The organism is Tessaracoccus zhenghani (assembly GCF_054552775.1).
Genome location: NZ_CM137275.1, coordinates 1,569,999 through 1,593,389 on the forward strand (window position 1 = coordinate 1,569,999; position 23,391 = coordinate 1,593,389).

Sequence of the window (23,391 nt, forward strand, 5' to 3'; positions counted from 1 at the left end):
GGCAAACACTCCGCCGACGGTGGAAAACCGTGTGCATCTACGGTACGACGGCAGGAGGGTCATTTACAAGGATTCTCCGGCCAGTTCACGCTCAAGATTGGCCCGCGCGGAGCCCTCCCACCGCTCCAGGCCAAGCTCCGTGGCGAAAATACGGGGCCGCTCCAGCATGCGCTGGGCGAAGGCCCGACGGCGGGCCCGCCACTGCGCCGGAGGCAGCCCCGGGAGCTCCGCCCTGATCGCCTGCACGTTGGCCAGGTACCGCTCCCAGGTGAGCCCCAGACCGTGCAGATCCGCATCCGCGACGCGGGCGGCCCGCTGGTCCCCGGCTGTGGGCGCGTGGGAAATCGTGATCAACACCAGCCGGCACACCTCATCCACCTCAGTGGGAGTCAGGTGCGGTGCGAGGAGAGCGCGGGCCACCTCTGCCGAGGCCAGTTCGTCCTGGGGGGAGGTGTTGGTGTGCACCGCGTCGTGGCACCAGTAGGCCAGACGCTCGAGGTCACCGGCCCCCAGCAGCTCAAGGGCCTCCAGCCCGTCGGCGAGGTGCGAGACGCCGTGGTAGCGACGGTGGGGTTCGCGCCAGCGGGCCAGCAGCTCCGCCGCCACCTCCTCCGGGAGCGGGTCCGTCACCACAACCGCACCACCCCGTAGGCGATGCCCGCCCACAGCGCGGCCCACAGCACGCTGGCGAAGGTGCCGATGATGAACAACTCACCCTTACGGGAAGTGCCGGACGCAGAGGTGGTCTTGAGGTCCGCGTAACGCCCGAGCCCCTTGACCGCGAGCACGATGGCGATGCCCTCCGGGAACCCCGCCACGAGGCAGCAGTAGATGGCGATGCGCTCGAGGATGCCCACCCACCGCCCGCCGGGCAGTTCCTGCTGGGCCGCCACCAGGCCCAGATTCCTCCGGGTCTGTTCCAGATCGTCTTCCACCCTGCGGGCAACCTGGTCGATGCGGCGCAGCAGCCAACGGATCACCCCGTTGCCGAGCAGCGCGAACGCTCCGCCCGCCACCAGGACGGCACCCTTCATCAGCAGATCCAGCACGCGTCAGACGCTACACGGCGACACCGACACCCGGGGGCCGGAAGATGGGGCACTTGCCCGATGCGCAGGGCCTACGCCGCTGTCACCGAGGTGGTTGAGCCGGGCGTGCTGCGCTGATCTGATCGCTGCACGGGACCTTCACTTCGCCGTTCTTAAGCTAATATCTTCATATGGCACAAATGAAGGCTTGGTCTAACGTGGTCGGCGTCCTCTTCGACGTCGTCGGCTCCCGCGGTGAATCCCGCGCGCAACGTCACCGTGCCCTGCTGTCCGCCGTCGACGACACCAACAGGCGGGTGTCGGCGCTGGACGCCCTGCGGTTCACCGTCGGCGACGAACTGCAGGGCATCTACGCCTCATTGGAGGAGGCGCTACGGGCGGCCTACTTCCTGCGCCTGACCCTGGCGCCGGAGGTGGACCTGCGCGTGGGCCTCGGCGTGGGCGAGGTGAAGGTGATCGACGAAGAGCGGGGCATTCAGGACGGCACCGCCTGGTGGCGCGCCCGGGAGGCGGTCGACGCCGTGCGCGCCAAGGCTTCTGACGCCGGCTACCGGGGAACCCGGACGGCCATCGTGGGCCTTGAGCCCCCGTCGGTCCTGCCCTCGACGGTGGGGCTCATCGACGCGCACCTCGCCCGGCTCCGGGGGGCCACCGTCGGGTCCCTGCTGGGCCTGCTCGACGGGCTGAGCAACGCGGAGATCGCGGAGCGGGAGTCCATCTCGGAGTCCGCGAACTCCCAGCGGGTGATCAACAACGACCTCCGGCCGCTCGCCGACGCCATCCGGGCGGTCACGGGCTGCTAGCCCGAGGCTCAGTCCTCGTGCTCCTCTGGCTCCTCGGCCATCCGGTTCTTGCGGCCCATGGTCACGATCAGCGGGTCGACCGGCTTGATGACCGAGGGGTCCTTGCCGTCGTAGTCGTGCAGGCCGAGGAACAGGCGCATGGCGTTGAGCCGGGCGCGCTTCTTGTCGTTGGACTTGATGCGGTACCAGGGGGCGATCGCCGTGTCGGTGTGCTTCAGCATCGCGTTCTTCGCGGCCGTGTAGTCGTCCCACCGGCCCAGCGACTCCAGGTCCATCGGCGACAACTTCCACTGCCGCACGGGATCGATCTGACGGATGGCGAAGCGCGTGCGCTGCTCGCGCTGCGTGACGGAGAACCACAGTTTCGTCACCGTGGTGCCGGCCTCGATGAGCATCTCCTCGAACAACGGCGCCTGCCGCACGAAGGTGTCGTATTCCTGGTCCGAACAGAACCCCATCACGCGCTCCACGCCTGCCCGGTTGTACCAGGAGCGGTCGAACATCACGATCTCGCCCGCCGTCGGGAGATGCTGGATGTAGCGCTGGAAGTACCACTGGCCCCTCTCCCGTTCCGTGGGCACGCCCAGTGCCACGGTGCGGGCGTAGCGGGGATTGAGGTGCTCGGTGAATCGCTTGATGGCGCCACCCTTGCCCGCCGCGTCGCGGCCTTCGAACAGGACGACGTGCTTGGTGCCGCGGTCCTGCGCCGAATACTGGAACTTCAACAGTTCGATCTGCAGCTGCCGCTTCTCGATCTCGTACTCGTTGCGCCCCAGGAGGACGTCGTACGGGTAGCGGTCGCGCCAGGTCTCGACGGCCTGTCCGAGCGGGTCGATGAGGTATGGGTCCTCGCCGTGCACATCAGTGACGGCGAAACCATCCGCGAGGAGTTGGTCGATGTATTCGCGCAGGCTCGATTGACTCATAGCAGGATCCAACCACTTCCGGGTGAACAGAGGGCGAACACACGCGCGACCACCCCTGTTCGCCGACAGGGGACGAGACGCACCGGTCGCCGTTTGGTTGCATGGGCAAGGATCGGGGCATGGCTGATATCACCCACAAAGGAAACCCCGTCCGTACCGTAGGCGAACTGCCCGCAGTCGGCTCCACCGCCCCGGATTTCGTGGTCACCGGCACCGACCTCGCCGAGGTCCGGCTGTCCGACTTCGCCGGCAGGAAGCTGCTCATCAGCATCTTCCCGTCGCTCGACACCGGAGTGTGCGCCACCTCGCTTCGCACCTTCAACGAGAGCGCAGCCGGCCTCGAGGGCGCCACCGTCCTGAACGTCTCGCGCGACCTACCGTTCGCGCACGCCCGGTTCTGCGAGTCTGAGGGCATCGACAACGTCGTGGTCGCCTCCGATTTTCGCACCGACTTCGGCGAGAACTACGGCGTCACGCTGGAGACCGGCGCGCTCAAGGGCCTGCTCTCGCGCTCCGTCATCGTGATCGACGAGCACGGCAAGGTCGTCTACACCGAGCAGGTGCCGGAGATCGGCCAGGAGCCGGATTACCAGGCCGCGCTGGCCGCGCTGAACTGACCCGAACGCGACACCCCCACGCTCGGCTGATGCCGAGCATGGGGGTGTGTGTCGTTGGCGGCGGCGTCAGCCGAGCACGGGCCGGATGTGCAGGCCGACCTCCGGGTCCACCAGCATCTCCTGGGCCGCGGCGATTCCGTCGGCCAGCAGTTCCGCGTCGACAGGAACGTTGCGCTTCACCAGAGCAAGGGCGATGGGGCCCAGTTCGTGGTGGCGGGCCGACGAGCCCACGAAGCCGACGGTGCGGCCGCCGTATTCAACAGGGGAGCCCTGTTCCGGCAGCTGCGACAGTGAACCGTCCAGGTGCAGCTGCACCAGCCGCCGGGGCGGCCGGCCCAGCGTGTGCACGCGGGCGACCGTCTCCTGCCCGCGGTAACAGCCCTTGTTGAGGTGCGTGCCGACCAGGCCGATCTCGTTCGGGATGGTCTTGTGGTCCGTGTCGACGAAGAAGCGCGGCACACCGGCGGCCACGCGCAGGGCGTCGAACGCCCAGGTGCCGACGGTGGGCTCCACCTCTGCGTCCACCGGGAGGAAGACGTCCAGCCCGCCGACGTCGGAGTCGCGGACGCGCCACCGGGGATCCAGTGGCACCCTGTGCCCGACCCAGGCGAGGCGCAGGTCCGTGCGCCGGGTGACCTCCACGCGCATCACGAACCGCATGGAGTCGAGGAACTTCACCAGCGCTTCGGCCCTGCCCGGTTCGGTCCAGGCGAGGAAGCTGGTGCCGTCGTCGATGCCGTAGAGCACGTGCTCGATGTGCCCCGTGGGAGACAGGATCAGCGCCGTGGTTGACTGCCCCGCCCCCAGGCCGGACAGGTGTTGCGTGGTGATGGAATGCAGCCAGGTGAGGCGGTCCGCGCCGGAGATCTCGACGACCTCGCGGTTGCGCAGGTCCACGACACCCTCGCCCGAGGCGAGCGAGCGGGCCTCTGCGACGGGGTTCCCGAAGTGCCAGATCAGCCCCGCGTCGAGGCCCTCATCCATGGCGACGGCGGCCATCAGACCCTCTTCAGGCGGGCCCACATGTGCGGGCGCAGGTCGTGGGCGGTGGTGGAGCGGTCGAGCGCGTACATGAGGTCTCCCTCGACCTTGCCGTACAGCCGCTGTCCGGACATGTGCTCGACGGCGGCGGACTCGCCGCGCACCACCGCGTCTGTGGTCATGTCGATGCGGGTCACCTGGATCTTGCCGATCAGGATCTCGGTCCAGCCCTCGGAGTTGGCCAGTTCCACCTCGACGGAGGCGTCGGGCTTCGGGCGCCAGAACCCGGTCTCCATGCCGAGCACCTTGGTGGCCCGGCCGATACCGTGCACGGCCTCCTGCTGCTCGGCGGGGTCTGCGTCGAGCAGGAAAGTCTGTGAGATGTAGTAGAGGTAGTCGTCCCCGTTGTGCTGGAACTCCATGCGCTGTTCGAACTGGAAGCCGTTGCCCTCATGGTCCGTGCCGTGGCCGGTGCCTTCCCAGCGACCGACCATCCAGCCCAGCGCCGTCAGTGCGGGATTGAGCCCCTCAGGGACCTCGATGTCAATATTCATCTGCGGTTCGGTCGACATGCGGGCCAGTATACGAAGCAGCCACAATGGGCACCATGCGTGTTGTGGTGACCAGGGTGCTCGAGGCCTCCGTGAAGGTCGACGGCGAGTTGGTCGGTGCGCTCGAGCGCCCCGGTCTGCTCGTCCTGGCGGGCGTCGGCCACGACGACACCTCCGACGACGCGGCAGCGCTTGCCCGCAAGATCTGGTCGCTGCGGATCCTCGCCGACGAACAGTCGGCCAGCGACATCGACGCACCCCTGCTGGTCGTCAGCCAGTTCACCCTCTACGCCTCGACGCGGAAGGGGCGCCGGCCGTCCTGGAGCCGCGCGGCAGGCGGCGGCGTGAGCGAGCCGCTCGTCGAGGAGCTCTGCCGGCAGTTGGAGTCGTTGGGCGCGACGGTGGCGCGGGGCCGCTTCGGCGCCCACATGCTCGTCAGCTCCGTCAACGACGGCCCGGTGACCATCACGATGGACACGAAGAACTGGGAGTGAGCCGGTTCAGGCCGGGGTGAGGAACTCCACCGAGCTGAGCGACACGGCGTCGGCGTTGGCCTCGCCGTCTCCTGGAGCCGTGGCGTCCAGCACCGTCATGGTCACGCCCGTGGCGGCCAACGGCGGGAAGCGCACCTCCTGCGGGTTGCGGTTGTTCGCCGCCAGGCCCTGCACGAAGAAGGACCCGTCGTCGAACTCCCACCTGATGCTGAGGATGCGCCGCTCCGTCAGGTAGCGGTCGGACCAGGCGGTGTTGCCGTTGACCACGCGCACGCCGACGAGGGGCCGGCGCCCGCTGAACGTGAACGTCACCTGCTCCCCCACACCCTCGCCGTTGCAGCGCCACAGGGTGCCCGAGTCGTCGTCGATCAGCATCGCCGGCGTGTCCCGCGTGCCTCCCTCCAGGCACTGCCCCTCGGCCGCCAACACGTTGGCGACCACGACGGCGTCCGAATACGGCACGCCCGCGGTGCTGGGTGGGGCGGAGGTCGTCGCGGTGGGCAGCGGCGCAGGGCTCACGGTCACCATCGGATCCTGGTTGCTGCGGAAGAAGAACAGTCGCCCGACGGCGAAGGCCAGCAGCACTGCGAGCACCAGGATGCCGGCCAGCATGCGCAGCGAAATCCCGTCCTGCCCCAGCGGGACCGTCTTGACCGACGACCGCTCGGGCGCGTGGGACCGCTCCGGTTCCCGGCGCGCCTCCTCGGGCCCTTCCTCGGCCCCTTGCCGGAACAGATCGTCCGGAAGGTCCTGCGTCATGGGCAACATGGTAGCGGTGGAGCTCAGGCCGCCCCCGGAACGTGCGTATCGCGGGGGGCGACGTACCACTAGGATGAGGTCGTCCCGCGGAGCGCGGAAGGAGGGCAGCCATGAGCAACATCGTGTTCGTCTCCTCCAAGGAAACGCCTCCGGAACTGGCACTGCTGAGCCACCAGATCACCACCGTAACGTCGGCCGCCCAGGCGTTGATCGACGCGGAGGGCGCTGATGTCGTCGTGGTGGACGGCACCGTGGACCTCGCGGGCGCCCGCTCCACCTGCCAGGCGCTGTCGCGCGGCGGGAACGCCCCGGTGCTGCTGATCGTGGCGCTGTCCGGCCTTGCCGTGCTGTCGCCGGACTGGGGCTTCAACGACTTCGTGGCCGCGGGCAGCGAGCCGGCCGAGATCGACGCGCGCATCCGGGTGCTCACCCGCTCCAGCGCAGACCCCGATCTGCTGGTGGCCGGGCCCATCCGCGTGGACGGTGCCGCCTACACCGCCACTCTCGACGGGGCACCGCTCGACCTGACCTACACGGAGTTCGAACTGTTGCGCTACCTGATGCAGCACCCCGGCCGCGTGCTGTCGAGGGAGACCCTGGTCAGCCAGGTGTGGGGGTACGACTACTACGGCGGCACCCGCACCGTGGATGTCCACGTGCGCCGGCTTCGGGCTAAGCTCGGCCAATTCGACTACTACATCGGCACTGTGCGCAACGTTGGTTACCGCTTCGCCAGTGCGAGGGAGGCTCACCGTGCTGGTTAGCTTGACGACGCTGACACCGACGATGCGCGACGCCCTGCGCGGCCTCGTCGACGCGATCACTGAGCATGACGGCATCTCCCCGGTCAACGAGTCGGGCTCGCTCGGCATCGACGGCGTGCGCGAGGCCGACTTCTTCTTCATGGGCAAGCGCAAGGACCCGTACGGCTTCGTCGTCTGCGACGAGCGCGACGGCACGCTGCTCGTGGGCGTCCATCCGGACCACCGTCGTGAGGGCATCGGCACCGAGCTCCTGACGGAGGCGCTGCGGGCCCACCCCGAGTCGTCGGCATGGGCCTTCGGGACGCTGCCCGGCGCGCCCCAACTCGCCACCCGCGTCGGCATGCAGCCGGTCCGGTCCCTGCTCCGCATGGAATCCCGCGCCGACTACTCGCAGCCGGTCACCGGCTCCCTACCTGAGGGCTACACCCTCGACACCTTCACCCCTGCAGACCGGGAACAACTGGTCGCCGTCAACGCCGCCGCGTTCGCCCACCATCCCGAGCAGGGCCGGCTCACCGTCGCGGAGTTCGACGACCTCACCCGCCAGCCGTGGTTCGATCCCCACGGCCTGTTCGTCGCCCGTCAGGACGGCGCCGTGGTGGGCTTCCACTGGACCAAGCGCCATGGCGGCGGCCTCGGGGAGGTCTACGTGATGGCCGTCGCGCCGGAGCACGAGGGCAGGGGCCTGGGTCGCGTCCTGCTGGCCGCCGGTCTCCACCACCTCGCACAGCAGGGCGACGACCGCATCCAGCTCTATGTCGAGGGCAGCCAGGAGCGCGTGGTGGACATGTACCGCAAGGCGGGCTTCGAGATCGTCCAGACCGACACGAGCTTCCACGCCGAGAGGACCCCTGCATGAGCGATCCCGCCATCGACGCCACCGACGACGCACGGTTGCCGGCAGACCGCTACCTCGACCGTGAACTGAGCTGGCTGGCTTTCAACAACCGCGTCCTGGACCAGGCCAAGGACGCGCTCCGCGTCCCGCTGATCGAGCGCGCCAAGTTCCTGGCGATCTTCTCGTCGAACCTGGACGAGTTCTTCATGGTGCGCGTCGCGGGCCTGAAGCGCCGCATCGCGGCCGGCGTGGCCGTCCCCACAGTGCTTGGCAAGATGCCCGGCGAACTGCACGCCGAACTGCTCGCCAAGGTGGGTCGCCTGGTGAACGAGCAGTCGTTGGTGTTCCAGAAGGACGTCCGCCCCGCGCTGCGCGCCGAGGGCGTGGAGATCCTCAAGTGGGAGGAACTCACGGCCAACGAGAAGGACGCGATGCGGGCGCTGTTCGCCGAGCGGATCTTCCCCGTGCTCACCCCCCTCGCCGTGGACCCGTCGCACCCCTTCCCCTACATCTCGGGCCTCTCACTGAACCTGGCGGTGCTGCTGCGCAACCCCGTCACGGGCACCAGGCAGTTCGCCCGCGTGAAGGTGCCGCCGGTGCTGTCGCGCTTCGTCCGCCTCGCGGAGGGCCGCTACCTGCCGCTGGAGGAGATCATCTCCCGCCATCTCGGGCAGTTGTTCAGCGGCATGCAGGTGCTGTCCCACACCACCTTCCGGGTCACCCGGAACGAGGACATCGAGGTGGAGGAGGACGACGCCGAGAACCTCCTGTTCGCCCTGGAGAAGGAACTGCTGCGACGCAAGGTCGGTCGCCCTCCGGTCCGCCTCGAGGTCGAGGACGACATCGACGAGAAGATGCTCGACATGCTCATCAGCGAGCTCGACATCAACGCCAACGAGGTCTACCGGCTGCAGGCGCCGCTGGACCTCACGGGCCTGTTCTCGCTGGACGACTCCAACCGGGAAGACCTCAAGTACCCCAACTTCCTGCCCATCACGCACCCGGACCTGGCGGAGGTGGAGAGCGCCAGCCCCGCGGACATGTTCAAGGCGCTGAAGCTGCGCGACGTGCTGGTGCAGCATCCGTACGACTCGTTCGCCACCTCGGTGCAGCGCTTCATCGAGCAGGCGGCGGCTGATCCCGCGGTGCTCGCCATCAAGCAGACGCTGTACCGCACCTCCGGCGACTCCCCCATCGTCGACGCCCTCATCGAGGCGGCCGAGATGGGCAAGCAGGTCCTGGCCATCGTCGAGATCAAGGCCCGCTTCGACGAGCAGAACAACATCGGCTGGGCGCGGAAGCTGGAGAAGGCCGGTGTCCATGTGGTCTACGGCATGCTCGGGCTGAAGACCCACTGCAAGCTGTCGCTGGTGGTGCGGGAGGAGGCAGACGGCCTGCGCCGCTACGCCCACATCGGCACCGGCAACTACAACCCGAAGACCGCCCGCCTCTATGAGGACATGGGTCTGCTGACGGCGCACCCCATCATCACCGACGACCTGGCGCGGCTCTTCAACCACCTCTCGGGCATGACGCAGGAGACGCACTACCGCCGCCTGCTGGTGGCCCCGGACGGCATCCGGCGCGGGTTGCTGGACTACATCGACGGCGAGATCGCCAATCAGCGACGCGGCCTGCCGTCGGGCATCAAGATCAAGGTCAACTCCATCGTCGACGAGGCCATCATCGATGGCCTCTACCGCGCGTCGCAGGCCGGCGTGCCGGTGGACATGTGGGTGCGCGGCATCTGCACGATCCGGCCGGGAGTCCCCGGCCTGAGCGAGAACATCAGGGTCCGGTCCATCCTGGGCAGGTTCCTCGAGCACTCCCGCATCTATTCGTTCGTGGGGGGCGGCCAGCCCATCGTGGGCATCGGCTCGGCAGACCTCATGCACCGCAACCTGGACCGCCGTGTGGAGGCCATCGTCGGGCTCAGCAACCCGGCGCATCTGCGCCACATCGACGAACTCTTCGCGATGGCGTTCGACCCGGGCACCGTGCACTGGGAACTCAACGATTCGACGTGGACGGCGCACACCACCGGGCCGGACGGCTCCCCGTTGAGAGACATCCAGGAATGGCTCATCCAGCAGACCGCGGCCCGGCGCTCGACCCGATGAGCCGCCGCGTCGCCATCCGCGCGGCGGGTGCCGTCGTGCTGAGGGGCACCGGCGACGACGTCGAGGTGCTGATGATCCACCGCCCGGCCTACGACGACTGGTCACTGCCGAAGGGCAAGGGCACCGTCGACGAGCTCGCACCCCGGACGGCGGTGCGCGAGGTGTTCGAAGAGGCCGGGGTCGCCGTCCGGCTGGGGCTGCGGCTGCCCCCCATCGAGTACAAACTCTCCAAGGGGCTCAAGGCCGTCCAGTACTGGCGCGCCGAGGTGCTGGCGGAGCATCCCTTCGAACCCAACCGCGAGGTCGACAAGATCCGCTGGGCCCGGATCGACAAGGCCATGCGCACCCTCACCTACGCCGACGAGCGGCGCCTGTTGTCGACGGCGCTGCTGAAGCCGCGCACCACCCCCCTGCTGCTGGTGCGCCACGGCAAGGCCATGCTCCGCAAGGACTGGAGCGGGCCGGACCAGGAGCGTCGTCTCACGGGGCGCGGCCGGCGCCAGGCCAGGGATCTGGCCCAGTTGTTCGGCGCCTACGGCGTCGAGAACCTGGTGAGTTCCTCCTCCACCAGGTGCGTGCAGACGTTGCGCCCCTACGCGGATCAGCGCGGGCTGGAGATCGTCACGGAGGACGTGCTCACCGAAGAGGAGGGCACGGTGCATCCGAGGGAGGTCCGCCGCTTCGTCGCCCGCCTCTTCAAGCGCACCACGGCGCCCACCGCGCTCTGTGGGCACCGCCCCGTGCTACCGGCGATGTTCGAGGGTCTGGGGATCAAGGCCAAGCCCATGGTCGTGGGCGAGGTCGTCGTCGTACACCGGGACGACGACGGTGGCCTCGTCGCCATCGAAGTGCACAAGCCGACGGCCTGAGCCCGGATCTCTGTCCTGGGATGCCCGGGGGGTAACGCTCCCGTCACAAATACCCGAGAAAACCCCGGGCGGGGCGAGAACTCGTCCGCCGTTCATCATCTGTTAACCAAACCCGGACCATTCGGTTACCTGGTCGTCCTACGTTCACATGCAGGAACACACAGTTCGTTCAGTTCCAGGGCCAACTTGCGGCCCATTCCCGTCTCGGAAGGTATCCCGAAATGAAGATCCGCCTGACCGCCGCTGCCGGCCTCTCGGCCGCCCTCCTCCTGTCGGCCTGCGCCGCCAACGAGGGCACCACCAACGCTCCCGCGGAGAACACCCCCGCAGCCAGCGCCTCCGAATCGGCTGGCACCGAAGAAACCGCCAGCACGGAAGCGGCCGCCCCCGCCTCGAACCTCGAGGGCACCCTCTCGGGCATCGGCGCCTCGGCGCAGGAAGTCGCCCAGCAGACCTGGATCGCCGGCTTCCAGACCGCTAACGAGGGCGTCACCATCAACTACTCCCCCGAGGGCTCCGGCGCCGGGCGCGAAGCCTTCATCGGCGGCGGCGCGGACTTCGCCGGCTCCGACCGGGCCTTCAAGCAGGAAGAGATCGACGAGAACACCTTCTCGCAGTGCGTCGACAAGCCGATCAACCTGCCCGTCTACATCTCCCCCATCGCCGTTGTCTTCAACGTCGAGGGTGTCACGGACCTGAACCTGGACGCCGACACGCTGGCTGCCATCTTCAAGGGCGACATCACCAAGTGGAACGACGAGAAGATCGCCGCGCTGAACGAGGGCGTCGAACTCCCCGACCTCGACATCACCGCCGTGCACCGCTCCGACACCTCGGGCACCACCGAGAACTTCACCGACTACCTCGCCGCCGCTGCCCCCAGCGTGTGGGACGCCGAGAAGTCCGGTGACTGGCCGTACGAGGGTGGCGAGGCCGCCGCTCAGACCCAGGGTGTTGTCTCCGCCGTCTCCGGCGGTGTCGGCACCATCGGTTATGTCGATGCCTCGCAGGCCGGCGACTTCTCCACCGCCAAGCTCGGCAGGGACGGGTCGTTCCACGGCCCCACCACTGAGGCCGCCGCCGCCATCGTCGAGAACTCGCCGGTGGAAGATGGCCGCGCCGAGAACGACATGGCCATCAAGGTCGACCGCGAGGCCGAGGGCTACCCCATCGTGCTCGTGTCGTACCTGATCGCCTGCCAGGATTACCAGGACGACGCCAAGGCTGAGCTCGTGAAGGCCTACGCCACCTACATCGCTTCGGAAGAGGGCCAGTCGGCCTCCGCCGAGCGCGCCGGTTCCGCGCCGCTCTCCGCCGCGCTGTCCGAGCAGGTCACCGCCTCGATCGACTCCATCCAGTGATCATCAGCCTCTGATCGATGCGAAGTCGCGTCGCCCGAAACGGGTGACGCGACTTTGCACGCTCAGGGGCGTGTAATCTGCAAACCGCTACTCTCGTTTCGATTCAGGAGCGCCCATGTCGGCAACGGAAGCCCCCGAAGCCCCGCAGACAGACACCGGACCCGAGTCCGAGTCCCATTCGCTCACCCGCAGCAAGAAGCGTTTCGGCGATTCCTTCTTCCGGGGTCTGTCCACCGGATCGGGCGTCCTGATCCTCGTCATCCTGGCCGCCGTGGCCGCCTTCCTCGTGGGTCTGGCGCTGCCGGCACTCCTGGCAGACCCCGAGACGTTCCAGTTCGGGCGCGGTCAGAGCTTCTGGTCCTACGTCGCCCCGTACGCCTTCGGCACGATGTGGTCCGCCCTGCTGGCCATGGTGATGGCCGTCCCTGTCGCCGTCGGTATCGCGCTGTTCCTCACGCACTACGCGCCCAAGCGGGTGGCCTCGTCGTTCGGCTACATCATCGACCTGCTGGCCGCCGTGCCGTCCGTCGTCTTCGGCCTGTGGGGCATCGCGGTGCTGGCGCCGGCCATGCGCCCGCTGTTCCTCTGGCTCAACGAGAACGCCGGCTGGATCCCGCTGTTCAGCGGCCAGGTGTCCGGCACCGGCCGCACCATCTTCACCGCCTCCGTCGTGCTGGCCGTCATGATCCTGCCGATCATCACCGCCATCTCCCGGGAGGTGTTCCTGCAGACGCCGAAGCTCCATGAGGAGGCTTCGTTGGCGCTCGGAGCCACCCGCTGGGAGATGATCAAGCAGGCCGTGATCCCGTTCGGCATGCCGGGCATCGTGTCGGCCTGCATGCTCGGCCTCGGCCGTGCGCTCGGTGAGACGATGGCCGTCGCCATGGTGCTGTCAGGCTCGGGCATCATCAGCTTCAAGCTCCTCACCAGCCAGAACCCCAACACCATCGCGGCCAATATCGCGCAGTCCTTCCCCGAGGCGCACGACATCGGCCGCAACGAGCTCATCGCAACCGGCCTGGTGCTGTTCATCATCACCCTGATCGTCAACATGACCGCGCGGTGGATCATCAACCGCCGCAAGGAATTCTCGGGAGCCAACTGATGAGCACGACACAGACCGCACCGTCCCCGAAGACGAACGTGACGCCGAAGCCCACCCCCCTGACACACGGCAGCCTCCCCGCGTACACGGGCGTCGCGGCGCTCGTCGTGTCCGTGGCCGTCGCCGCGGGCCTGTTGGCGCTCCTGAAGTCGGCCAACATCGCCAGTGTGGTCGCGGTGGCCGCCGTGCTGTTCCTGCTGGCGATGTTCGTGCTCTCCAGCGCCGTCGAGGGCGGCCGCCGGGCCAAGGACCGCCTCGCGAAGTACGTCGTGACGGGGTTCTTCCTGATCGCGCTGACCCCGCTGGTCTCCCTGGTCTGGGGCACGGTGGCCAACGGTCTGGCCCGCTTCGACGGCGTCTTCTTCTCCTGGTCGATGCGCAACATCCTCGGGGAGGGCGGCGGCGCCGTCCACGCCATCTGGGGCACGCTGATCGTGACTGGCATCGCCACGCTGATCTCGGTGCCCGTGGGCCTGATGACGGCGATCTTCCTCGTCGAATATGCCGGCAACGGCAAGCTCGGGGCCGCGATCCGATTCTTCGTCGACGTCATGACGGGCATTCCGTCCATCGTCGCGGGCCTGTTCGCCTACACGTTGTTCTCCATGGTCTTCGGCGCCGGCCACAAGTCCGGCATGTCGGGTGCCGTCGCGTTGTCGGTCCTCATGATCCCGACGGTGGTGCGTTCCACCGAGGAGATGCTGCGGATCGTCCCCAACGAACTGCGCGAAGCCTCCTACGCCCTGGGTGTGCCGAAGTGGCGCACCATCGTGAAGGTGGTCCTCCCCACCTCGATCGCGGGCATCGTCACCGGTGTCGTGCTGGCCATCGCCCGCGTCATCGGCGAGACCGCGCCGCTGCTGGTCACGGCCTCCATCACGTCGTCGATGAACCTCGACCCCTTCGACAACCCCATGGCCACCCTGCCGGTGTTCGTGTACAACCAGTACATGTACGCGCCCGGCATTGATACGGCGGCGTACCATGCACGTGCATGGGCCGGCGCGCTCACCCTCATTCTGATCGTTATGGGACTGAACGCCATCGGGCGATTCATCGCCTGGAAGTTCGCCCCCAAGGCCGGACGCTGAGTTAAGGAACCTGGAAATGTCCAAGCGTATTGAGATCAAAGACCTTGACATCTATTACGGCAAGTTCCATGCCGTGAAGTCGGTCAACATGACCATCGAGCCCCGCGCGGTCACCGCGTTCATCGGGTCGTCCGGCTGCGGCAAGTCCACCGTGCTGCGCTCGCTGAACCGCATGCACGAGGTCATCCCCGGCGCCTACGTCGACGGCCAGGTACTCCTCGACGGCGTGGACCTGTACGCCGCCAACGTGGACCCGGTGCGCGTGCGTCGCCAGGTGGGCATGGTGTTCCAGCGCCCCAACCCGTTCCCCACGATGTCAATCAAGGAGAACATCCTGGCCGGCGTCCGCCTGAACAACGCGCGCATCTCCCGCAAGGACGCCGACGAACTCGTCGAGAAGTCGCTGCGCGGCGCCAACCTGTGGAACGAGGTCAAGGACCGCCTTGAGCGTCCCGGCTCGAGCCTCTCCGGTGGCCAGCAGCAGCGTCTGTGCATCGCCCGCGCCATCGCCGTCGAGCCTGACGTGCTGCTGATGGACGAACCCTGCTCCGCGCTCGACCCCATCTCGACCCTGGCCATCGAGGACCTGATCAAGGACCTCAAGGAGGACTACACCGTCGTCATCGTCACGCACAACATGCAGCAGGCTGCTCGGGTGTCCGACCGGACGGCCTTCTTCAACCTGAAGGCCCACGGCCAGCCGGGCGAGCTCATCGAGATGGGCCCGACGGAGAAGATCTTCCACAACCCGGAGCAGAAGGCCACGGAGGACTACATCACCGGCCGCTTCGGCTGAGCCTGGGAACCACCGAGTGACGGCGTCGCCTCTGGCGGCGCCGTTTCCCGTCTGGGGTCGGCGTCGGTGCCGCCAAATCTAGATTCGGGGTCGTCCGGCACCACAGATCCAGATGCAGTTGCTTCCTGCCTTCGGCCAGGAGCGACGCCGCACACCCCAAATCTAGATTCGAGGTCGTCCGGCACCCCAGATCCAGATCCAGGTCCTCCGGGACCACCCGCCGGTCGCTCGCGATGGTTACGCCATCACCCCCGGGGAGCCGACGACGGACGCCACGGAGGTGCGCGGCAGTGTGCTGCAGTGTTGTCCGAGTGGGCCACGGTGTTGTCCAACGGGCGCCAGGTGTTGTCCCTCCACCTCCTGGTGTTGTCCGTTGCAGCCCAGGTACAGACAACGAGCCACCCTGCATGCGAGCGTCGGCACATGTACCCGCGTCAGTCTCTGCCCATCAACCTGGTCTCCCTCGCCAGGCAACAGGCCGGCATGCTCACCACGAGGCAAATGCTCGACGGTGGCCTCAGCCGTACTGTCATTCGTCGCTTGACCGGACCATGGACCCGTCTCATGTACGGCTTGTACTGCACGGAGCGACCCACCTGGAAGTCGGCCGTCTGGGCCGGCCTCCTGGCTGGTGGGGACTCCGCCTCCGTGGGCGGCGCAGCGGCGCTCTACCTGGACGAGATCCTCCGCGATCCCCCAGAGCTGGTTACCGTGTGGAGCGCCGAAAGCCGGGCCAATCTCGCCTTGGGCGAGTGGTCGATCCTGCTCAGGCGCGGAGAACGCACCACGACCGGAACCGTCCCCCGGACGCGTGTGGAGGAAAGCCTACTGGATATGGCGGACCACGCTGCCCAGGATGACCTGACTGACGCCGTCGTACGGAGTTTCACCAATGGGAGAACCACGGCCAGTCGTCTTCTCGAAGCCCTGAAGGCGCGGGGTCGCAACGCGCATCGTCGGCACCTGCACGATCTTTGCCAGCATGCCGCCCGAGGCATCGAATCGGCCCTCGAATGGCACTTCAGTCGCTCGGTGATCGCGGCGCACGGGCTGCCGGAACCGATACTCCAGCCGAAGAGCGAGCACGGTCGCTCAGATGGCCATTGGCCAGAGTTCAGGCTTCGGTTCGAACTGGATGGTCGCCGCGACCATACAGACGCAAGTAGAGACTGGTACAGGGACAACGCCCACAAGATCCACAACGACGAAGACACTCTTCACTACGGCTGGAACTCGTCCACGAAGCAGGCGTGCCGCACGGCAGCGCAGCTCGAGGACGGTCTGCGGAAGCTGGGCTGGCCGGGGCGAGCCCGCCCCTGCAGGGCGGCGTGCGACCTGCATACGCTTCGCGCAGCCTGAACCCGCCGTCGGGGAGTTCCCGAATCTGGATCTGGCGCGGTCCGCGACCTCGAATCTTGATTCGGGGTCCATCGCCAACCGGAGCCAGATTGGACCGAATCGTGATGTGGGTCCGTCCGCGACCCCGAATCAAGATTTGGCGTCTCCCCCGTGCGTCAGCGCTTCGCCGCGGCAGCGGACGACGCGACCCGGGTCCGGGAGCGACGCGCCACCCAGCCCATGCCGCCGGCCGGCAGGATCAGCACCGCAGCGACCAGCGCGAGGCCCCCATACCCCAGCCAGGCCAGAACGGGGCCGCCGATGAGCGCGGCAGCCGCGCCCGCGTAGTTCATCAAGGCATCGGTGGCGCCCTGGAGGGGCACGCGCATGTCGCCGGAGTTCGTGCGCGCCAGCAGCGCGGAACCGGAGATCATCGTGAACGACCAGCCGACGCCCAACAGGACCAGCGCCACCGTGACCAGCGGGAAGGACTTCGGGGCGACGAGGATGATCCCGGCCGTCGACGCCAGGAGCAGCAGGCCGACGGCAGCGGTGCTCATGGCGCCGAAGCGGTCGGCGAGCCAGCCGACGACGGGGCTCAGCGCGTACATCCCCATGATGTGGAGGCTGATCACCAGGCCGATGGCGGACAGCCCGTGCCCCTCGTGCCCGAGATGCACGGGGGTCATCGACATGACGCCCACCATCACGGCGTGCCCCACGACGATGAGCAGCACCGCGAACCGCGCCACGGGGTGCGTGGCGGCCCACCTCAGTGCCGCCACGGCGCCAGTCTTGGAGGCCGGAACCGCCACTGCCGCCGTCACCGTCGTCACCGCCGGCGCGACGGAGGGCCGGTTGCTGCGGTAGAGCGCCACGATGGCCACCCCCGCCAGGGCGAAGCCGGCGACGCTGAACAGGTAAGGCCCCGCGAGTTCCGGTAGCCGGATGCCCGACCCGAGCGCCGCACCGGCGCCGCTCAAATTCGGCCCCACCACTGAGCCGATCGTCGTCGCCCACAGCACGATGGACATCAGGGTGGCCCGACGGTCCGGGCTTGCCAGGTCTGCCGCCGCGTAGCGCGACTGCAGGTTTGTCGCCTGCGCAGCGCCGAACGCCACGAGCCCCGCGAGGACGAGCAACAGCGAACCCAGCCAGGCGCCGATCAGGACGACCACAGCACCCGCCGCCGCGATCACGTAGCCCAGGACCAGCGCGAGCCGACGGCCCCGTCGCACCGCCAGATTGGCCAACGGCACCGCCAGCACCGCCGCGCCGAAGATGCTGACCGCCTGACCGGTGCCGGCCAGGTGATCGCCGCCCATGGAGGCGACCAGCAGGGCCCCGACGGCGATGCCTGACGCCACCCCGATCCCCCCGAAGGTGTTGCTCAGCAGCAGAGCGGTGATCGACCGGCGGGAACTCATGCCGGGAGGCGGGGCTCGACGCGCCAGTAGTAGAGCGGCTCGGCAGGCTTACCGCAACTGAAGGGGGCCGCGCCGTCCGTCGTGACGCGGTGCACGTCCACCGTGATCTCCCAGCCCCGCAGCCGCACGCGCACGGCGGCGCCGTCGTCGATCAGTTCGCTGGAGAGGTCGACGGCGGGGACAGGCATGAGCGAGATGCCCGCCGTATCCGGGTGCGGGGTCTCGTCGCGGCGTCCGAACTCGGCCAGCGCCCAGGCCTCAGCGGCCTGCTGCTCCGGCGGGAGGTGGGAGCGGCCCCGGTCCTTGCGAGCACCGCCCGGCCACAACGCCTTGCTCTCGGCCGCGCGGTAGGCGCTCACCGCTGCCACCGCATTGAGCCGCCCGAGGACCTGGCCGGTGGGCAGCAGCAGCATGGTGGGGGCGAAGCGGTGCCCGCCCAGGTGGGAGGCCTCCCAGATGGATTCGGGACCCACCTCTCTGGTGAGCGCCGCCAGGATGGGACGGCCTGCCAGGGCGCAGCACTGGTCGCGCCGGGCGTGGCTGCACACCAGCATGGCGGCACCGCCGTCGCGGCCTTCCGGCACACCGGCGCCACCCCAGGCTCGGATCATTTCGAGCAGCTCGGTGGGATCCGAGACCTCCGAGCGGCGCAGCCAGCCACCGTCGTCGAATCCTCCGGACAGGAGCACGGCGAGGGGATCCGTCCCGATCGTGCGGCGCTCCGGGTGCCGGATCAAGATGAAGCGGCCGCCCAGCCCTGTGATGGTGTCCTCCAGTTCCGCGCCCACCGCGGGATCCAGCAGGCGGGCGCCCGTCGCGGCGAGCGGGCCCCAGGGGCCGGGGATCTCCAGGCAGACATAGAAGGTGGCGCGCGCGGCGGTGCCCCAGGCGGGGAGGTCGGCGCGCGACCACTCCATCGAGCAACGCAGCATGGGGTCGAGACTACTCGTTCGGCACCTGGACACCGGGTGACGCCACGGGCCGGTACCCCCGGTAGGTGAGCCTCACCTTGATTGAAGAAGCCGTTCGAATGGCGAAGACTGGCGTCATGGCTGGCTTCATCAGGCGTTACCCACTCGTGGCGGCCACCCTGACCGCCCTGGTTACGGTGCTCGCGCTCCACTTCGCCGGGCAGGGCGTCGCCGCCCAGTGGATCGGCACCGGCTACGTGGTCTTCATCGTCGCCCTCACCGCCGTGGGCATGGCCAGGGACATCGCACGGGGGCACTACGGCCTCGACATCCTCGCCGTCGTCGCCATGGCAGCGGCCATCGGCGTGGGGGAATACATCGCGGCGATGATCGTGGTGCTGATGCTGACCGGCGGCGAGGCGCTGGAGGACTTCGCCGCGGCCCGGGCCACCCGCGACCTCGACGCGCTCCTCAAGCGCGCCCCCGTGACCGCCCACCGCCTGGCTTCCGAGGAACCGACCGCCGCCGTCACCGACATCCCGGTCGACGAAGTCCGCCCCGGCGACCTGCTGCTCGTCAAGCCCTCCCAGGTGGTGCCCGTCGACGGCGACCTCCTCACCGATGAGGCGACCTTCGACGAGTCATCGCTCACCGGCGAATCGCTGCCCGTCGCGAAGACCCTCGGCGACCCCGTCCTCTCGGGCTCGCTCAACACCCAGCGCGCGGTCCGCATCCGGGCCACCGCCGACGCGGCGTCGTCGCAGTACCAGCAGATCATCGCGCTCGTGCAGCAGGCGGAGGACGCCAAGGCCCCCACCGTGCGTCTCGCCGACCGCTACGCCATCCCCTTCACCCTCATCTCGCTGGTGCTGGCGGGCCTCGCCTGGTGGCTCTCCGGCGACCCCGTCCGCTTCGCCTCCGTCCTGGTCCTCGCCACCCCGTGCCCCCTGCTCATCGCCGCACCCGTCGCCTTCATGGGCGGCATGAGCGCCTCCGCGCGCTCCGGCATCATCGTCAAGGGCGGCGCCACCCTTGAGGCCCTCGCCAGGGCGAAGTCGATCGCCTTCGACAAGACCGGCACCCTCTCACACGGCGAGCCCGAACTCGTCGACGTGATCACCGCCAACGGCACCTCGCCGGAGGAACTGCTGAGGCTAGCTGCGTCCGCGGAGCAGTACTCGTCGCACGTCCTCGCCAAAGGCGTGATCCGGGCCGCCCGGGAGCGTGGCCTGGCGCTCAGCAGCACCCACGACGCGGAGGAGATCGCCACCAACGGCGTGCGGGCGCGCATCGACGGCCGGCGCGTCGTCATCGGCAAACTCGCCTTCGTGCGCGCCGAGGACCCCGCCGCCCACTCCGTGCCGCTGGGCGCCGGCCAGACCTCCGTCGCGGTCGCCGTCGACGGTCGCTTCGCCGGCACCCTCCTGCTGGCGGACCGGCTCCGGGAGAACGCGGCCCTGACCGTCGAGCAATTGAGGGGGCTAGGTTTCGAGAAGATCGCGATGCTCACCGGTGACAACCAGGACACCGCCGGGACCCTCGCCGATCAGGCCGGGATCGGGCACGTGCACGCTGAACTACTGCCCGCAGAGAAGGTGGAGCGGATCCGCGCGATGCCCGGCCCCGTGATCATGGTGGGCGACGGCGTCAACGACGCCCCCGTGCTCGCCATGGCGGATGTCGGCATCGCCATGGGCGCCCGCGGCTCCACGGCCGCCAGCGAATCGGCGGACGCCGTCATCGTGCGCGACGACGTGCACCGGGTGGTGCGCGCCGTTGAGATCGGCCGGCACACCTATCGCGTGGCGCTGACCGCGATCTGGATCGGGATCGTCCTGTCGCTGGGCCTGATGGTCGTGGCCGCGTTCGGGTACATCCCGCCCGTGGCGGGGGCGCTCACGCAGGAGGTCGTGGATCTCGCGGCCATTCTCTACGCACTGCGCGCGCTGACAGGCGGTAAGCCCGACACTCAGGCGCAGTCCACCAGCCCGACGGCCGACTTGAGCCGCAGCACGCGGCTGGTGGAATCCAGCACCTGAGCCGCGAACGACTCGTCGTCGCCCGCCGCTTCCAGGGTGGCTGTCACCATGTCGCGCATGATCGACGGGTTGGCGTTGATCACGAGGTCACCGCCGGCGTCGAAGAACCGGACCGCGCGCTCCCCCGGCTTCACGGCCTTCACGGCGGCGGCGGCGCCGAGGTCGTCGGCGATCACCACACCGTCGAAGCCCAGTTCCCCGCGCAGCAGTTCCGTGATGACGATCTGCGAGAACACGCCCTCGTTGTCCGGATCGATCTCCTCGAACACGGCCGACGACACCATGACCGAATCCACCCCCGCCTCGACGGCGGCACGGAACGGCTCGAGGTTCGGCGAATCCCGGGTTGTGTCGGTGTCCTGCGCGGCGCCGTGGTCCGTGTTCGTGGTGACCTCACCCAGGCCCGGGAAGTGCTTGACCGAGGTGGCGATCCCGGCTGACCGCATGCCTTCGATGAACCCCACCACCGAATCAGAGACAGCTTCAGGATCGGCACCGAAATCTCGCTTCAGCTTGCCGATGGGCTCGTTCGACGAGCGCTTGCCCTCGGGCACCACGTCCGCGACGGGGGCCAGGTCGTAGCGGACCCCTGCCGCATGGAGTTCCTCTGCCCAGCCGGCCGCTGCGTCGCGCAGTTCGGACGCGGGCAGGGCGCCCTGGTCGCGTGCCGACGGGATGGCGTCGAAGCCCGAGCCCTTCAGCCGCTGGACCGCGCCGCCCTCCTGGTCCACCGCGACGAGGAGCGGTAGCTGCGCGGTGCCGAGGCTGCCGAGTTCCGCCGTCAGCTTCCGCAGCTGGCTGGTGCCCGCCGTGGAGTTGCCCAGCAGCACCACCGACCCGATGCGGGAATCCGAGATGGCCGAGCGCGTCGTCGGGTCAAGCCCGCCGGTGTCGACGCCGACCATGAACAGCTGGCCCACCTGCTGCTCCAGCGACAGCTCCTCCGCCAGCGCGCGGCACTCGTCGGCGGGCGCCGCCTCGGGCGAGATCAGTTCCTGTGTGGTTGTCCCGCCGTCCGCGACGGGGGCGGACTGCGCCGACTCCAGGGCCGGCTCAGCCGTGCGGTACTGCGGCGGGATCAGCGGTTCTGTGGCGCAGCCGGTCAGCCCGAGCGCCGCCACCCCCACCGCTGCCAGGATGCGCCTCACTTGTGCTGCTCCGCATGCCGCTGGGCGGAGAGCAGGCCGAGCAGCGCGTTCTCCACCACCTCCGGCAGCGCGGGGTGGATCCAGTACTGGCCGCGGGCCATCTCGTCGACCCGCAGGCCGAAGCTCATCGCCTGGATGAGGGGCTGGATGAGGGTGGGCGCCTGGGGGCCGATGATGTGGGCTCCCAGCAGCCGCCGGCTCCCCGGATCTGCGAGCAGCTTGACGAAGTGCCCCTCGTCCTCGAGCGCCCAGCCGTACGCCACGTCGCCGTAGCGCTGGCGGGCGGCGACATACGGGGTGCCCCAGTCCTTGAGCTGCTCCTCCGTGGCGCCGACGGCCGCCACCTGCGGGTCTGTGAAGACGGCGTAGGGGACGTAGCGGTGGTCCGTCTCGATGGGGCGCTCCGGGTGCAGGAGGTTGTGCTGCACCGTGCGCATCTCCGCGTTGGCCACGTGCTTGAGCAGGTAGTCCGACGAGACATCGCCCAGCGCCCACACGCCCTCGGCGCTGGTGCGCTGCTGCGCGTCCACCCGGATCTGGCCGAAGGCGCGCATCTCCACTCCCCCGGCGGCCGGGTCCAGGGCATCGGAGTTGCGCTCCCGTCCGACGGCCACCAGCACGGCGTCGGCGTAGTACTCGTACTCGATGCCGTTGCGGTCTGTGGTGACTACGGTGACCCCGCCGTCGGCGCTGCGCTCGAAGGACGACAGCGCCTGGTTGAGGCGCAGCTGCACGCGCCGGCCCAGCTTGTGGGCGAACTGCTCCGAGATCTCGCGGTCCGCGCCGCGCAACAGCACCTCCGAGCGGTTGATCAGCGTGACCTTCGTGCCGAGCGAGGCGAACACGTGCGCGAACTCAGCCGCGATGAAGCCACCGCCGAGGATCACCAGACGCTTGGGGCGCTCGTCGACCCGCATGATGGTGTCTGAGGTGTAGAGGCTGCTGCGGATGTCGTCGATGCCCGGCACGTCCACCATGCGGGGCCGCGAACCCGTGGCCAGCACGATACGGTCCGCGCTGATCTGGACATCCCCCACCTGGAGGGTGCGCTCGCCGATGAAGCGCGCCTCGTCACGGAAGACGGTCACGTTCGGCGACCGCATCCGCCAGTCGAGGCCGCCGGCGGAGATGGGGTCGATGCGGCCGAAGATGCGGTCGCGGATGGCCGCCCAGTCTGAACCCTTGTACTCCAGGTCCACCCCGAGGCGGGCGGCCTCATGCGGCGAGGCCGCCAGGTCTGCCGGCAGCACGAACATCTTGGTGGGGATGCAGCCGCGATTGAGGCAGGTGCCGCCGAACGTCTCGTCCCGGTCGATGAGTGCGATGTTCCACTTGTCGAACCGTTCATCGATGAGGGAGTTTCCAGAGCCGGAACCGATGACCACGAGATCGAAATGCTGCATG

General features: G+C 68.7%; 23 protein-coding genes. 13 read left to right on the forward strand and 10 right to left on the reverse strand.

The window, feature by feature from the left end:
- Positions 1–63 precede the first annotated feature (63 nt).
- Together ACX1DX_RS07550 and ACX1DX_RS07555 are read right to left on the reverse strand one after the other, a co-directional pair.
- Positions 64–630: an HD domain-containing protein gene (locus tag ACX1DX_RS07550; RefSeq protein WP_143570970.1), complete on the reverse strand. Its 567-nt coding sequence runs from the start codon at positions 628–630 to the stop codon at positions 64–66.
- Positions 627–1,049 carry a hypothetical protein gene (locus tag ACX1DX_RS07555; protein WP_198928266.1) on the reverse strand — a complete coding sequence of 141 codons (423 nt, stop codon included), beginning with the start codon at positions 1,047–1,049 and terminating at the stop codon, positions 627–629. The genes ACX1DX_RS07550 and ACX1DX_RS07555 overlap by 4 nt, the downstream gene beginning before the upstream one ends.
- Before the next feature lie 179 nt (positions 1,050–1,228).
- Here ACX1DX_RS07555 and ACX1DX_RS07560 point away from each other — a divergent pair, with 179 nt between their 5' ends.
- On the forward strand, positions 1,229–1,852 hold the full coding sequence (locus ACX1DX_RS07560) for a SatD family protein (protein ID WP_459398140.1): 624 nt from the start codon (positions 1,229–1,231) through the stop codon (positions 1,850–1,852).
- An 8-nt stretch (positions 1,853–1,860) separates the two neighbouring features.
- Here the strand turns inward: ACX1DX_RS07560 and ppk2 are convergent, their stop codons facing one another.
- Entirely contained in the window at positions 1,861–2,778 is a 918-nt protein-coding gene (gene ppk2, locus ACX1DX_RS07565) for a polyphosphate kinase 2 (protein ID WP_076061944.1), read from the reverse strand.
- Positions 2,779–2,897: 119 nt separating this feature from the next.
- On the opposite strand from ppk2, the gene tpx reads away from it, so the two are divergent.
- The gene (gene tpx, locus ACX1DX_RS07570) at positions 2,898–3,395 is read left to right on the forward strand and encodes a thiol peroxidase (RefSeq protein WP_182763964.1); all 498 of its coding nucleotides are present in this window, start codon (positions 2,898–2,900) and stop codon (positions 3,393–3,395) included.
- 66 nt (positions 3,396–3,461) lie between these two features.
- On the opposite strand, the gene ygfZ is transcribed toward tpx, so the two are convergent.
- Together ygfZ and ACX1DX_RS07580 are read right to left on the reverse strand one after the other, a co-directional pair.
- Entirely contained in the window at positions 3,462–4,397 is a 936-nt protein-coding gene (ygfZ, locus tag ACX1DX_RS07575; protein ID WP_459398193.1) for a CAF17-like 4Fe-4S cluster assembly/insertion protein YgfZ, read from the reverse strand.
- Positions 4,394–4,948 (reverse strand): heme-binding beta-barrel domain-containing protein, encoded by a 555-nt coding sequence (locus ACX1DX_RS07580; RefSeq protein WP_459398141.1) that lies wholly within the window; start codon positions 4,946–4,948, stop codon positions 4,394–4,396. The genes ygfZ and ACX1DX_RS07580 overlap by 4 nt, the downstream gene beginning before the upstream one ends.
- Before the next feature lie 35 nt (positions 4,949–4,983).
- On the opposite strand from ACX1DX_RS07580, the gene dtd reads away from it, so the two are divergent.
- Complete coding sequence (gene dtd / locus ACX1DX_RS07585) at positions 4,984–5,421, forward strand: D-aminoacyl-tRNA deacylase (RefSeq protein ID WP_182763966.1); 438 nt, start codon at positions 4,984–4,986, stop codon at positions 5,419–5,421.
- Positions 5,422–5,427: 6 nt separating this feature from the next.
- Here dtd and ACX1DX_RS07590 read toward each other — a convergent pair whose 3' ends face one another.
- On the reverse strand, positions 5,428–6,180 hold the full coding sequence (locus ACX1DX_RS07590; RefSeq protein WP_459398142.1) for an NADase-type glycan-binding domain-containing protein: 753 nt from the start codon (positions 6,178–6,180) through the stop codon (positions 5,428–5,430).
- A 110-nt stretch (positions 6,181–6,290) separates the two neighbouring features.
- On the opposite strand from ACX1DX_RS07590, the gene ACX1DX_RS07595 reads away from it, so the two are divergent.
- The 9 genes from ACX1DX_RS07595 to ACX1DX_RS07635 all read left to right on the forward strand — a co-directional run bounded on the left by ACX1DX_RS07595 (position 6,291) and on the right by ACX1DX_RS07635 (position 16,483).
- Positions 6,291–6,944, forward strand: a complete 654-nt coding sequence (locus ACX1DX_RS07595; protein ID WP_076061934.1) for a winged helix-turn-helix domain-containing protein — start codon at positions 6,291–6,293, stop codon at positions 6,942–6,944.
- Complete coding sequence (mshD, locus tag ACX1DX_RS07600) at positions 6,934–7,803, forward strand: mycothiol synthase (RefSeq protein ID WP_459398143.1); 870 nt, start codon at positions 6,934–6,936, stop codon at positions 7,801–7,803. Before ACX1DX_RS07595 ends, mshD begins: the two co-directional genes overlap by 11 nt.
- Positions 7,800–9,902 (forward strand): RNA degradosome polyphosphate kinase, encoded by a 2,103-nt coding sequence (locus ACX1DX_RS07605; protein WP_182763969.1) that lies wholly within the window; start codon positions 7,800–7,802, stop codon positions 9,900–9,902. The genes mshD and ACX1DX_RS07605 overlap by 4 nt, the downstream gene beginning before the upstream one ends.
- A complete protein-coding gene (locus ACX1DX_RS07610; RefSeq protein WP_459398144.1) occupies positions 9,860–10,771 on the forward strand; it encodes an NUDIX hydrolase in 912 nt (303 codons plus the stop codon). The genes ACX1DX_RS07605 and ACX1DX_RS07610 overlap by 43 nt, the downstream gene beginning before the upstream one ends.
- A 221-nt stretch (positions 10,772–10,992) precedes the next feature.
- Positions 10,993–12,132 (forward strand): phosphate ABC transporter substrate-binding protein PstS, encoded by a 1,140-nt coding sequence (gene pstS / locus ACX1DX_RS07615; RefSeq protein WP_459398145.1) that lies wholly within the window; start codon positions 10,993–10,995, stop codon positions 12,130–12,132.
- 115 nt (positions 12,133–12,247) lie between these two features.
- Positions 12,248–13,237 (forward strand): phosphate ABC transporter permease subunit PstC, encoded by a 990-nt coding sequence (gene pstC / locus ACX1DX_RS07620; RefSeq protein WP_076061924.1) that lies wholly within the window; start codon positions 12,248–12,250, stop codon positions 13,235–13,237.
- Entirely contained in the window at positions 13,237–14,328 is a 1,092-nt protein-coding gene (gene pstA / locus ACX1DX_RS07625; RefSeq protein WP_459398146.1) for a phosphate ABC transporter permease PstA, read from the forward strand. Before pstC ends, pstA begins: the two co-directional genes overlap by 1 nt.
- Positions 14,329–14,344: 16 nt before the next feature.
- Positions 14,345–15,124 carry a phosphate ABC transporter ATP-binding protein PstB gene (pstB, locus tag ACX1DX_RS07630; RefSeq protein WP_076061919.1) on the forward strand — a complete coding sequence of 260 codons (780 nt, stop codon included), beginning with the start codon at positions 14,345–14,347 and terminating at the stop codon, positions 15,122–15,124.
- A 423-nt stretch (positions 15,125–15,547) separates the two neighbouring features.
- Positions 15,548–16,483 carry a hypothetical protein gene (locus ACX1DX_RS07635; protein WP_459398147.1) on the forward strand — a complete coding sequence of 312 codons (936 nt, stop codon included), beginning with the start codon at positions 15,548–15,550 and terminating at the stop codon, positions 16,481–16,483.
- Between the two features lie 155 nt (positions 16,484–16,638).
- Here the strand turns inward: ACX1DX_RS07635 and ACX1DX_RS07640 are convergent, their stop codons facing one another.
- Both ACX1DX_RS07640 and ACX1DX_RS07645 read right to left on the reverse strand, forming a co-directional pair.
- Entirely contained in the window at positions 16,639–17,889 is a 1,251-nt protein-coding gene (locus tag ACX1DX_RS07640) for an MFS transporter (RefSeq protein ID WP_459398148.1), read from the reverse strand.
- Positions 17,886–18,821, reverse strand: coding sequence for a sucrase ferredoxin (locus tag ACX1DX_RS07645; RefSeq protein WP_459398149.1), 936 nt, complete (start codon positions 18,819–18,821; stop codon positions 17,886–17,888). The genes ACX1DX_RS07640 and ACX1DX_RS07645 overlap by 4 nt, the downstream gene beginning before the upstream one ends.
- A gap of 116 nt (positions 18,822–18,937) precedes the next feature.
- Here ACX1DX_RS07645 and ACX1DX_RS07650 point away from each other — a divergent pair, with 116 nt between their 5' ends.
- Positions 18,938–20,839 (forward strand): heavy metal translocating P-type ATPase, encoded by a 1,902-nt coding sequence (locus ACX1DX_RS07650; RefSeq protein ID WP_459398150.1) that lies wholly within the window; start codon positions 18,938–18,940, stop codon positions 20,837–20,839.
- On the opposite strand, the gene ACX1DX_RS07655 is transcribed toward ACX1DX_RS07650, so the two are convergent.
- Positions 20,770–21,987 carry a glycoside hydrolase family 3 N-terminal domain-containing protein gene (locus ACX1DX_RS07655; protein ID WP_459398151.1) on the reverse strand — a complete coding sequence of 406 codons (1,218 nt, stop codon included), beginning with the start codon at positions 21,985–21,987 and terminating at the stop codon, positions 20,770–20,772. The two genes, ACX1DX_RS07650 and ACX1DX_RS07655, sit on opposite strands and share 70 nt — an antisense overlap.
- A complete protein-coding gene (locus ACX1DX_RS07660) occupies positions 21,984–23,390 on the reverse strand; it encodes a mycothione reductase (protein WP_459398152.1) in 1,407 nt (468 codons plus the stop codon). Before ACX1DX_RS07660 ends, ACX1DX_RS07655 begins: the two co-directional genes overlap by 4 nt.
- Between the last annotated feature and the right edge of the window lies 1 nt (position 23,391).